Annotated in this window: 8 protein-coding genes; 4 read left to right on the top strand and 4 right to left on the bottom strand. The window is 72.5% G+C overall.

The genetic code is table 11. The features are described from left to right. Window positions 1-158: 158 nt before the first annotated feature. The 4 genes from ACIF9R_RS02990 to ACIF9R_RS02975 all read right to left on the bottom strand — a co-directional run bounded on the left by ACIF9R_RS02990 (window position 159) and on the right by ACIF9R_RS02975 (window position 4543). Window positions 159-911, bottom strand: coding sequence for a GntR family transcriptional regulator (locus ACIF9R_RS02990; RefSeq protein ID WP_399973449.1), 753 nt, complete (start codon window positions 909-911; stop codon window positions 159-161). Window positions 912-1058: 147 nt separating this feature from the next. After that, window positions 1059-2273, bottom strand: a complete 1215-nt coding sequence (locus ACIF9R_RS02985) for a DUF4190 domain-containing protein (protein ID WP_399973446.1) — start codon at window positions 2271-2273, stop codon at window positions 1059-1061. A gap of 94 nt (window positions 2274-2367) precedes the next feature. After that, complete coding sequence (locus tag ACIF9R_RS02980; RefSeq protein WP_399973445.1) at window positions 2368-3954, bottom strand: S8 family peptidase; 1587 nt, start codon at window positions 3952-3954, stop codon at window positions 2368-2370. A 451-nt stretch (window positions 3955-4405) separates the two neighbouring features. Further along, window positions 4406-4543 carry a hypothetical protein gene (locus ACIF9R_RS02975; RefSeq protein ID WP_399973443.1) on the bottom strand — a complete coding sequence of 46 codons (138 nt, stop codon included), beginning with the start codon at window positions 4541-4543 and terminating at the stop codon, window positions 4406-4408. 795 nt (window positions 4544-5338) lie between these two features. Between ACIF9R_RS02975 and ACIF9R_RS02970 the strand changes: the two genes are divergently transcribed. Genes ACIF9R_RS02970 through ACIF9R_RS02955 form a run of 4 tightly spaced genes read left to right on the top strand, consistent with a single transcriptional unit; the run spans window position 5339 to window position 11880 of the window. Next, window positions 5339-6364, top strand: a complete 1026-nt coding sequence (locus tag ACIF9R_RS02970; protein WP_399973440.1) for a hypothetical protein — start codon at window positions 5339-5341, stop codon at window positions 6362-6364. A 21-nt stretch (window positions 6365-6385) separates the two neighbouring features. After that, window positions 6386-7426 carry a hypothetical protein gene (locus ACIF9R_RS02965; RefSeq protein WP_399973437.1) on the top strand — a complete coding sequence of 347 codons (1041 nt, stop codon included), beginning with the start codon at window positions 6386-6388 and terminating at the stop codon, window positions 7424-7426. 18 nt (window positions 7427-7444) lie between these two features. After that, window positions 7445-8299: an ACP S-malonyltransferase gene (locus ACIF9R_RS02960; RefSeq protein WP_399973434.1), complete on the top strand. Its 855-nt coding sequence runs from the start codon at window positions 7445-7447 to the stop codon at window positions 8297-8299. After that, complete coding sequence (locus ACIF9R_RS02955; RefSeq protein ID WP_399973432.1) at window positions 8296-11880, top strand: SDR family NAD(P)-dependent oxidoreductase; 3585 nt, start codon at window positions 8296-8298, stop codon at window positions 11878-11880. Before ACIF9R_RS02960 ends, ACIF9R_RS02955 begins: the two co-directional genes overlap by 4 nt.

Below are 11880 nucleotides of genomic sequence, written 5' to 3'. Positions count from 1 at the left end.
CGCGTGGAGCGGGCGAGGAATGCGGGGACGGTGCATGGAGCGACCGAGGGAGGCGGGTGGAGCGGGCGCGGGGCGGCGAGGGCGCCGGGGCGGGGCGGCGGGTGGAGCGGGCGCGGGGCGGCGAGGGCGCCGGGGCGGCGCGTGAGGCCGGAACCTCGCTACTTCACCGGGAGGTGATACGCGGCCCGGTAGCGGTCGGCGGGGATGACCACATCGGCGGTCTCGACCGGGCGTCCCGAGGCGAAGTAGGTGCGCTGGACCACCAAAACGACATGCCCGGGGACACCGCCCAGCTGGACCAACTCCTCGGCGAGGCCGGGACGGGCGCCGACCTCCTCGGTCACGTTGTCCACGATCACGTCGATGGCGCGCATGCGCTCGACGACACCCATGCCGCCGAGCGGGCCCTCCTCGGGCAGCATCACGGGCGTCCGGCCGGTGAGGGCGAGCGGCTCCCAGGAGGTGGAGAGCATCATCGGCTCACCGGCCTCTCTGAAGAGGTACTTGGTGCGCATCACGCGGTCGCCGGGCTCGATGCCGAGCCGGCCGGCGATGGCCGTACCGGCGTCCGTCTGCTCGCTGCTCGACTCCCAGGTGCCGCGGACGGAGAGGTCGGCCTGCTCCTGACGGAAGGGCGTGGCCCCGCGCTCCGGGCGGAACCCGGAACGGGCGACCCGCCGCGGCACCGGACGCTCCCGCACATACGTCCCCGAGCCGGAGCGGCCCTCGACGAGTCCTTCGGCCATGAGCACCTTGCGGGCCTCCAGCGCCACCGTGTCCGAGACGCCGTACTCCTCCCGGATCCTCGCCTGGGAGGGGAGCCGGGTGTGCGGAGGCAGACGGCCGTCGACGATCTTCTTGCGGAGATCACCCGCGACGCGCAGGTACGCCGGCTGCTCACCGAATGTCACGGGCCACTCCCATCAGCTTGTACAGACAGCAACAGCGTGGCAACCGTAGGTTGTGCGAGGCAAGCGAAGGCCAAAGAATCACTCGATGTGATGACGTTTCCCGGGTGAGGGCTTTACGCAGGCACTTTCTCCCCGCTATGGCGCCTCTCACACCTTCATGTCACCGCTTTCGGGTGCGCGTCCCGTCTCCTCCTCGTAGCGGGGCATGGAGGTGCTCAGGCCCAGAGCCTTGCGTGCGGTGACCGAGCTCCGGGGGTCGATGAGCCGCAGCCCCCGGTCGGAGTACGCGTAGTAGGTGTCCGCGTCGTCCGCCCCGGCCGCCTTCGCCCACTCCTTCTCCGCCTCGGCCAGGGTGCCGGCGAGCTCGCTCACCGGCCGGTGCGCACCGGCCGGCCACCGGTGCGCGCGCAGCATCCGGGTCTGTTCGGCGACCGCCTCCGCGACCTCGCCCGCCCATGCCGTGTGCGCCGGCAGGTCGTCCTCGGCGAACTCGGTGCCGGGGGCGTCGTCCAGGGCGGTGTTGAGGACCCGGGCGGCCTCCAGATAGGCCAACTGGTGCGGGTCGAGGGTGGTGTCGTCCCGGCGCACCGAGCCGGTCAGGCGGGACCGCCCGTCCCGGTGGCCGAAGACACAGGTGATCCCGCGGTCGCCGAGGCTCCAGCTCTCCCTCGTCGGCACGAAGTAGTACACGTCCGCGGTGGCGGGCAGCGCCCAGCGGTCCATGACGTAGTCGTCCTGGAGGTCGTAGCACCGCTCGTCGGCGGTGCCGCTGAGCGAGTCGTCACCCGGGTAGGCGCCGCCGGGAAGGGTGACGACGGCGAAGACCTCTCCGTCGTGCTCCCGCGCGCAGGACACCTGGGCGGTCCGGTCGGTCCAGCCCTCCAGACCGCCGGGCGAGTTGAAGCAGTCACCCTTGCGCAGGGCGAGAACGCTCTCCGCGCGCGCTCCGTCCCGCACGCCCTCCCAGAAGTCGGCGGCGGCCCCGGTGGCGAGCATCAGCGTCCACAGCGCGAGCCCCAGCGACGACAGCAGGGACCCCGCGACGGCCATCCCCCGGCCTCGCTCTCCGCGCCGTTTGATCTGCCGCAGGGCGATCAGCCCCAGCACAAGACCGAGGGCCGGCAGGAAGCAGAGCACGCCGAGGACCAGGGAGGCGATGGCGACCCCGTTGACGGCGGCGGGCGGACGCGGTCCGTAGGGCCCGTAGAGCCCGTACGGCGCGAACCCGGGCTGTCCCCCGTAGGGGAACTGCGGTGCCGGGTGGGCACCTTGGGGGCTGCCGGCGGGGTACTGACCGTACGGACCCTGAGGGTCCTGCGGGCCGTGGTCGTGCGAGGGCCCGTAGGGCGGAGGTATGGACACGAGGCGCATGGTAGGCCGCGGTGGACACGCCCCGCCCCCTGAGGGCTTCCCCAGGGGGCGGGAGTGCTGCCCGGTCGCTCCGGGCGGAGTCACGTCAGAACTGCAGGGCCCAGCCGTTCAGACGGCCGGTGTCCCACCAGGCGTTGTCGCTGACACGCAGCTTCCAGGTGCCGTTCGCCGACTCCGCGGAGGCGTCGACCGTGTAGGTGGTGTCGATGTCGTTCGCACTGCCGCCGGTGCCGTACGACTTCAGCGTGTACGCCGTGCCGTCGGGGGCGATCAGCTGGACCTGGAGGTCGCCGATGTAGCTGTGGGTGATGTCGACCTCGACGGCCAGATTCGAAGGCGCGTTGCCGGAGACGCCGGAAACGGTCACCGGGGACTCCACGGTGCTGTTGTCACGGATGGTGTAGTCGGTGGTGTTCTCGAAGCGGTCACCGGGCGGGGGCGGGGGCGGGGTGGTGCCCCCTTCGCCCACGTTCAGCAGCAGGTTGGGCGATCCGCTGCCCGGGCTGCCCACCACGCCGGTGGTGGCGGCGGCGGTCAGCGCGGAGGAGACCTGGGCGGGGGTGGCCGAGGGGTTGTCGGCCAGGTGGAGGGCGGCGGCACCCGCGACGTGCGGACTCGCCATGGACGTACCGGAGATGGTGTTGGTCGCCGTGTCACTGGTGCGCCACGCGGAGGTGATGGAGGAGCCCGGCGCGAACAGGTCCAGCACGGAACCGTAGTTGGAGTAGCTGGCGCGGGCGTCACTCGACGTGGTCGCGCCGACGGTGATCGCCTCGGTGACGCGGGCCGGGGACTTGGTGTTCGCGTTGGTGGACTCGTTGCCGGCCGCGACGACGAAGGTGACGCCGGAGGCGATGGCATTGCGGACGGCCGTGTCGAGGGCACTGTCCGCGCCGCCGCCGAGGGACATGTTGGCGACGGCCGGCTTGACCGCGTTCTGCGCCACCCAGTCGATACCGGCGACGACCTGGGCGGTGGTACCGGAGCCGGAGTTGTTCAGCACCCGGACGCCGACGACCTTCGCCTTCTTCGCCACGCCGTAGGAACCGCCCGCGACGGTGCCGGCCACATGGGTGCCGTGACCGTGGCCGTCCTGGGCGGTGTTGTCGTTGTCGACGGCGTCGTAGCCGTAGGAGGCCCGGCCGCCGAAGTCACTGTGGGTGATACGGACACCGGTGTCGATGACGTACGCCGTCACGCCCTCACCGGCCGAATCCGGGTACGTGTAGGAGTTGTCGAGCGGCAGGTTCCGCTGGTCGATCCGGTCCAGGCCCCAGGAGGGCGGGTTCGGCTGGGTGCCGGTGACATGGAAGGTGCGGTTCTGGATCACCGAGGCCACGGCCGGGTCGGCGGCGAGACGCTTCGCCTCGGCCTCGGAGGCCTCGACCTCGTAGCCGTTCAGGGCCTTGGTGTAGGTCCGCTCGATCTCCGCACCGTGCTTCTTGGCGACGGCCCGGCCCTCTGCGGTACCGGAGCGGGCCTGGTCCGCCTTCAGGGTCACGATGTAGCTGCCGGCCACCGCGTTCGCGGCGCCCTCGTACTGGACCCGGCCTTCGGGAGCGGCCGGGGCCGCGCCCGCGGGGAGGGCGGAGACGAGGCCCGCGACGAGTGCCGCGGAGGCCGCGGCACCGAGGGTGGCCAGTCTTCGCCGGGAATGACGCATCACTGCCATGTGAGGGTTCCTCCTCAGTCGGTGGTGCGTGTGCTGTGGGGGGTGGTGCGGTCGACGCACCTGCCGCGCGGGTGGCGGAACAGACCAGCCACTGACGAGATCATGTCAAATGCACAATGGCCAAGTCGGTGCGTCAGCTGAAAGATTGAGGGTTCCACAGGAATTGCACAAGGGGTCCTGCACCGATGTCGTGGCCGCGTCCCCGGCGGCACGGAACCGGGCGGCCCGCGTCCCCGCGGGCCGGCTCGCGGCGGCGACCGGCCGGCCACCCGGCCGGCCACCTGCGGCGCGAGGTGGGAGACGGCGACCACGCCGGCCCGGCGACGGGGACCACGGCCGGAACTCGCCTGAGCGGTGCGGCGTGACGTCAGACACCGGCCGGCATCGACAGCACCGACCCCGTGAGCGACGCCGACGCGCATGACCGACCGCTGCCCCACAGCCCCGGAGGTCACCGAGCCGGCGCCCCGACCGACTGCCCGGTCGACTCCTGGACCACCTCGGTGTCGCGGCCCCGCGCCTTCCCGAACGTGCCGTTGAGGTCCGAGAGGGCCGGCGGGATCCAGCTGTGGGCGCCCTCGGTCGCCAACCCCGCGATGGTGCGGCGCCCGTCTGGGTGGTCCCTGGCCGGCAGCCGGCGGCGGCAGGAGGACGGACGCGCCGGGCCCACCGACGGGACCGGCCGTGATCCGGCACGTCCTGCCCCGCCCGACGTCGCTGCGGGCCTCGGCCGAAGGCCGGGGGCGCCTCTGGGGCGTCGTGCGGGCGGGCGGGCGTGTACATGGTGACGTCCATGCCGATCAGGCCGGGCGCGGCCCCGTCTCCCGCGCTTCTCCGCCTCCGACCGGCCCGGGCGGACGGAGAGCGCCTGCGGCCCGATGGACCGAGGACTACTCGGCTTTTACATGCGGAGAAATCAGGGAAACTTTCGAACCCAACGGCCTGTGAATGACCGCCTCACCCGGGCACGCGTCCGGGGCGACGGCCGCCCCCCTCACCCTCCAGCGCGACACCTGCATCAACACCTCCAACCCGCTGACCTGCATCTAAATCTGACGCAAGCCCAAACATCTGACTTTTCATTGACCGGCATCGGGGGGACTGCCATGATGCTGCACACCGGGTGAACAGTCGAATGTCACCCGAATCAACTTCGAAATGTTTCGTCAATCGGGTCCTGCAGGACCTGTCTGCCGGAGATCGCCCAATGGCGGGAATCCCCGGCACGCGCCGCGAAGAGCATCCGCACATCGTCGTGCACGGCCCGACTGAGCCCATCGCCCACCAAGGCGCCGTCCCGCGAGGACGGATCGAACCCACCGGAGTACGGCGTTCCCCGCTCCGGCATCCGCAGCGAAGGCATCGCCGAACGGAGGTTCCTCTGTTGTCCGTCGACCAGATGATCGAGTTACCTGGCCTGGACCGGATCCGCACCCAGGACACCAACAACCACCTGCACTGCCGCAAGTCCCAGCTCCTCGCATATGTCGGCGGCCGCACCCCCTGGTCCGACCTGCTGATGTACCGGGCCCTGGGCTCCACTTCGGCCATCCACCGCCACTGCCACCTGCGCGGCGGGGACCGCTGGGCGTTCGACACCCCGTACGTGAACGACGACGACCTGCGCCTGCTCGGGTTCGAGATGCTCTCGGCCGGGACCGTGGACCTGGCCCGCTTCGAGTCCGGTCTGACCGGCTTCCTCGCCGCGGGACAACCGGTGTTCTTCTACGCGCCCCGGCACCACTTCCCCCACTGGGTGGAGTTCATGGGCCGGGTCGGCACGGTCCCCGAGGAACACACGCTCCTGCACTCGTTCCTCGTCTGCGGGGCGAGCGACACCGACGTCCTGCTGGTCGACAACACCGCCGACGACCACGAGTACTTCCCGCTGACCGTGGGATGGGACGTGCTGCGCGACGGCTACGCCCGGGAACCCGAACGCTGGTTCACCGGCTGCGCCACCGTCCGGCAGGTGGCGGAGCCCGACCGGGACGGGTTCGAGGACGCCTACCGCGCGTTCCTGGCGGACTTCCGCGACGGCTTCGAGCTCTACGACGTCATCGGTGACAACCTTGTCATGGAGCGCACATCGGTCACCGCCACCTATCGCGCGCCCGGCGTCAACAGCATGGCGCTGCTGGCGGGTTCGCGGACCCTGTTCTGCCGGTTCCTGACGCTCACCGAGCACAGCGAGCGGGTCCGCGCCGCCTACGCCCGCGTCGCGCATCTGGCCACCGTGCTGTCGGACCGGGTCACCGCCTTCCAGGCCGGGCTGCCCGCCCTGCCGGCGGACCGGATCCGCCGCGGCCTCACGCAGCTGCGGCTCCACGAACAGCGGGCGGCGCGGCTCCTCGTCGACGAGGCGGCCGCCCTCCCACAGATCCTGCCGGTCCCGGCCAGTGGCCGCTAATCGCCTCACAGGGGAAGCAAAGTGCGACGGTTATACCTGTTCAGCGGCCTGGCGGGCATACAGGGCCCGCCGCTCGCCGCACTGCGGGCGCTGTACGCGCGGCCGGAGAACGCACGGTACTTCATCACCGCGGCCGAGGCGGTGGCGCGCGTGCTCGACCACGTCGGCGCGGACGCCTACCGCCGGGAGCTGCCCGGCGGCATCCCGCTGACCGCCTGGCTGCGCGGCGACCCACCGGACGCGGACGCCCTGGAACACTCCATCGTGGACGGCCTGTTCGCCCACATCTACCAACTGTGCCTGCTGCAACCCGCCGTCGGCCGCGCGGACGGCGACCGGTCCGCGCCGGTGGCCGCCATCGGCCACAGCCTGGGCCTGCTCGGCGCGACGGTTGCGGGGCTGGGAGTGACCGGCCGTCGGCAGTACACGGCGCTCTGCCACGACGTGATCGCGATGACCACTCTGGCGCTGATCCGCTGCCATCAGCTGACACCACCACGCAAGGGCGCGGCCACACCGATGGCGGCCGTGACGGGCATGCCGGCCGAGGAGCTGCGCGCGCTGGTGCAGGACTCCCCGGTGCACCTGGCCCTCGCGAACTCCGGCCGCTCGCACGTGCTGGCCGGGGACCCGGCCGACCTCACCGGCTTCCGGGCGAGACACGCGCGGCGCCTGGCCGAGCCGGGGGTGCGGTGGACCCACCTGCGCAGCACCGCGCCGTTCCACACGCCGCTCCTGGAGCCGGCGGTGCGCGCGACGCTGGAGGAACGGCACTTCTTGACGTTCCCGCTCACCGGCGACCGGCTGGCCGTACCGGTGTACGTGGCCGACGCGCCGGTCAACCTCCAGCACCGCGGTGACCTGTTGCCGGACGTCCTCGCCCACGCGGTGTGCCGCCCGCTGGACTGGCCCGGCACGGTCCACGCCGCGATCGAGGACTGCCGGCCCGACCAGATAGTCGACTTCGGACCGGGCCCCTCGGCCCGGGTGTTCACCCGGGAGACCCTGCGTCACGGCCACCACGGCCTGCGCTACCGCAGCGTCCCCGCACCGACCGCTTGAGTGAAGGAGCGTCCACGCATGCACTGTCTGGTATTCCCCGGCCAAGGCGTACAGCGCAGAGGCATGGGAGGGGACCTGTTCGAGCGCTACCCGCGGGAGACCGCGGCCGCGACCGGGTTACTCGGCTACTCCGTGGCGGACCTGTGCCGCGACGACCCCGACGACCGGCTCGCCGACACCCGCTACGCGCAACCGGCCGTCTTCCTCGTCAACGCGCTGTCCTGGATGGACCTCGAACGAGCCGGCCGACGGTACGACTACTTCGCCGGGCACAGCCTGGGCGAGCTCAACGCGCTGGTGGCCGCCGGCGTCATCGGCCTGATGGACGGCCTGGCGCTGGTCCGGCGCCGCGCCGAGCTGATGGCCGGCATCACCCGCGGCGCGATGGTCGCGGTGGTCGGGCCGAGCCCGGCACGGGTCGAGGCGACCCTGCGCGGCGCCGGGCTCAACCTGGTGCACGTCGCCAACCGCAACAGCGACCAGCAGGTGACGGTGGCCGGGGACCGGCCGCAACTGGCACTCGCGGTCAAGGCACTGCGCGGCCAGGGCGCCCGGGTCCTGCCGGTGTCCGTCAGCGGCCCGTTCCACACACCCCTCATGGCCTCGGCCGGCCGGGCGTTCGCGACGGTCCTGCGCGAGTACGGATTCCGCGCCGGGCACACGCCGGTGATGTCCAGCGTCACCGGCACGGAGTTCGCCCCGGACCAGGCGGTCCGGCTGCTCAGCGGGCAGATCCACCGCCCGGTGGAGTGGGTGCGCACGGTCCGGGCCCTGCGCACGGCAGGCGTCGACCACTTCGACGAGGTCAACGGCACCACCCTCACCGCTTTCATCGCACGGATCGCCGCACAGCCGACGGAGGAACTCGTATGACCACGGACATCGCTGTCGTCGGACTGTCCGTCGAAGTACCGGACGCGCCGGACCAGCACGCGTTCTGGGACATCGTCCGCACCGGCCGCAGCCTCACCCGGCCGTTCCCGGCGCAGCGGCGCCGGGAGATCGAGGAGTACCTGCGCTACCACTGGGAGTCGGCTCTGGTGCCGGACGCCGAGGAGCGGGTCGAGTTCCACGACGGCAGCTTCCTGGACCGGGTGGACCTGTTCGACCACGCCTTCTTCGGCATGACCCCGAAACAGGCCGCGGTCACCGACCCGCACCAGCGGCTGGTCCTGCGCACGATGTACCGCGCGCTGGAGGACGCCGGCTACACCGGCGAGCGGCTGGCCGGCAGCCGCACCGGCGTGTACGTCGGCTACGCCGGCAACCCCGGCGGGTCGTACCTGGACTACTTCTGCCGCATCGACCCCGCGCTGGGACAGCTCGGCATCACCGGCAACATCGTCACGATGCTGGCCAACCGGCTCTCGTACCTGCTCGACCTGCGCGGCCCCAGCATGGTGATCGACAGTGCCTGCTCGGCGTCGCTGCTGGCGCTGCACCAGGCCAGGTCCGCGCTGCTGCTGGGCGACTGCGAGATGGCCGTGGTGGCCGGCACCCGGATCGTGATGGCGCCGGTGCGGCACCCGCACACCCGGATCGGCATCGAGTCGTCCGACGGCGTGACCCGTACCTTCGACGAGGGCGCGGACGGCACGGGCTTCGGCGAGGGGTCCGGGGCGGTCGTGCTCAAACGGCTGGACCGGGCACTGGCCGACGGCGACCAGGTGTACGCGGTCCTCAAGGGCAGCGCGGTCAACCACGACGGCCGCTCGGAGATGATGACGGCACCGGACGCCGGGGCCCAGGCCGACCTGCTGGAGGCCGCGTGGCAGAGCGCCGGCGTGGACCCCCGCACGATCGGCTACCTGGAGGTGCACGGCACCGCCACCAAGGTCGGCGACCCGATCGAGTTCGAGGGGCTGCGGCGGGCGTTCGCCGCCCGGACCGACGACCGGCGCTTCTGCGCGGTGGGCACGGTGAAGGCGAACATCGGCCACCTCTTCGAGGGCTCGGGCGTGATGGGCGTGATCAAGGCCGCGCTCGCGCTGCGGCACCGCGTGATCCCGCCCCTGGCGAACTACGAGCGGCCGAACACCGCGATCGACCTCGACGACGGCCCGGTGTACGTACCGCGGGAAGCCCACGCGTGGCCGGAAGGGGACGGCCCCCGCCGTGCCGGGGTCAGTGCCTTCGGCCTCGGCGGGACCAACGCGCACGTCGTGCTGGAGGAGTTCACCGTGGCGCCGGCGGAGTCCGGCGAGGGCCGGCCGCCCTACCTGTTCACGCTCAGCGCGCAGAGCCCGGCGTCGCTCGGCCGGTTGGTCACCCGCTACCGCGAGGCGGTCGACGGCGGCCGGATCGACGGGAGCATCCGGGACGTGTGCTGGACGTCGAACGTCTCCCGCGCCGGACACCGGCACCGGCTCGCCTACACGGTCGCCGACCTGGCCGCGCTGCGGGCGGCGCTGGCGGCCACCGAGGCCGGCGAGGTGCCGGATGCCGCCGGCACCGACTCCGCCCGCGCCTGGACCGCCGGTGCCGACCTCGACCTGCGGGCGCAGTACCACGGGCTGGGTCCGCGGACCGTGCACCTGCCGCCGTACGAGTTCGACGAGACCCGCGCCTGGGTCGACTTCCCCGACACCTGGCGCGACCGGTTCGCGCTGGCCGCGCCGCGGATCGAGCACCCGGTGACGCACGAGGTGGGATTCGTGCCGTCGCCGCTCGCCGAGTCCGGCGACCCGTCGGCCCGCGTGATGGCGCTGGTGGGCCCGGACGCGGCCGGCACCGTGGCCGCCGCCCTGCCGCCGGACGCGGTGCTGCGCACACCGGGCGCCGCGGACACCGAACCGGACCGGTTCGCCGAGGAGCTCGTCGACGAGGGTTACACCCACCTGGTGTACGCGCTCGCCTTCGACGCCGAACCGGCGGACGGTCCCGCGGAACTGGACCGCCGTGTCGACGAGCACCTGACCGGCCTCTTCCGGCTGGCGAAGGCGCTGATGCACGCGAGCGCGGGGATCGACCTCGTGGTGCTGACCCGGCGGGCGCTGGCGGTCGTGCCCGGCGAGCCGGGTGTGGTCACGGAACACGCGGCGCTCGCCGGGCTGGCCAAGGCGATCGGCCGGGAGTACCCGTACGTGACCGTCCGGCTGCTCGACGTCGACGACGCGGTGCCGGCCGCGCTGCTGCGCACGGAGATCCTCGCCGCGCAGGCCGGCGTGTACGCGCTGCGCGGCACGGACAAGTACCGCGAGTCCTTCGCCGAGCTGCCGGAGATCCCGGCGGTCCGCGACGCGTACCTGCGGCCCGGTGGCGCGTACCTGATCACCGGCGGTCTCGGCGGCATCGGCCTGGAGACGGCCCGGCACTTCGCGGCCGCCGCCCCCGGTATCCACCTGTACCTCCTCGGCCGCACCGCCCTGCCGCCCGAGGCCGAGTGGGACGCGGTCGCCGCCGACCCGCAGCACCCCGCCGCGGCGCGCGTCACGGCGGTCCGCGGGATCGCCGCGCTCGGCGCCGGCGTGCACCCGGTGGCCGCCGACGTCGCCGACGAGGCCGCGCTGGCGGACGTGCTGGCCGCGATCCGCGCCGCGCACGGCCGGGTGGACGGCATCGTGCACGCCGCCGGCGTGCCCGGCGACAACCTCATCGCCTACCGGGACACCGACGACTTCGCGTCCGTCCTGCGGCCGAAGCTGCGCGGCGCGTTCCTGCTGCACCACCTGACCCGGGACGACCGGCCCGACTTCGTGCTGCACATGTCCTCGGTGGCCGCGGTGTTCCCGGCCCTCGGGCAGGCCGACTACGCGGCCGCGAACCTCTACCTGGACCACCTGGCCCGCACGCTGAACACACCGGAGCACCGCGTGGTCAGCGTCGACTGGGTGGCCTGGCGGGAGGTCGGCATGGCGGTCGCCACCGGCGTCAACGAGGACCTGGTGTTCCGGTCGCTGCGCACCCGTACCGGACTCGACCTGATCGACGCGGCGCTGCGCGGGGACCGGGCGGGATTCTTCGCCGGTGAGGTCAACTACGCCAGCGACCTGACGGGCGTGCTGCCGACGTACCCCGTCGCCCTGTCCGCGGACATCGAGGAGAAGATCGAGACGGGGCTGGCGGCGCTCGAGGAACGGTCCAGGCAGAGCCTCGCCCGGGTACGTGAGGCCGTGGAGTCCACCGAGGTACGGCTCACCGGACGGCCGGACGACGGGTACACCGACCGGGAACGGATGGTGGGCCGCTGTCTGGCGCACACCCTCGGTCACCCGGTGATCGACGTCCATGCCGACTTCCGGGACCTGGGCGCCGACTCGATCATGGCGCTGACCATCGGCAACAGCCTCTCCGCCTGCCTCGGCCGCCCGTTCGACACCGTCGACCTGATGAGCGAGCGCACCGTGGCCGCCGTCGCCCGGCTCATCGAGAACAAGTACGACACGGGCGCGCCGGACGACGACGGCGACGACGACGCGTGGCTCGACGAGCTGCTGACCACCCCCGGAGACTGA

Source organism: Streptomyces sp. NPDC086080, from assembly GCF_044540255.1.
In the GTDB taxonomy this organism is placed as follows: Bacteria; Actinomycetota; Actinomycetes; order Streptomycetales; family Streptomycetaceae; genus Streptomyces.
Note: the sequence above shows the minus strand (reverse complement) of the source record. Positions and strands in the feature narration are given on the sequence as shown.

Excerpts from the sequence above, each read along its gene's own strand:
- ACIF9R_RS02980 (WP_399973445.1), bottom strand. The coding sequence starts at position 3,954 with ATGGCAGTGATGCGTCATTCCCGGCGAAGACTGGCCACCCTCGGTGCC.
- ACIF9R_RS02960 (WP_399973434.1), top strand. The coding sequence starts at position 7,445 with ATGCACTGTCTGGTATTCCCCGGCCAAGGCGTACAGCGCAGAGGCATG.
- ACIF9R_RS02955 (WP_399973432.1), top strand. The coding sequence starts at position 8,296 with ATGACCACGGACATCGCTGTCGTCGGACTGTCCGTCGAAGTACCGGAC.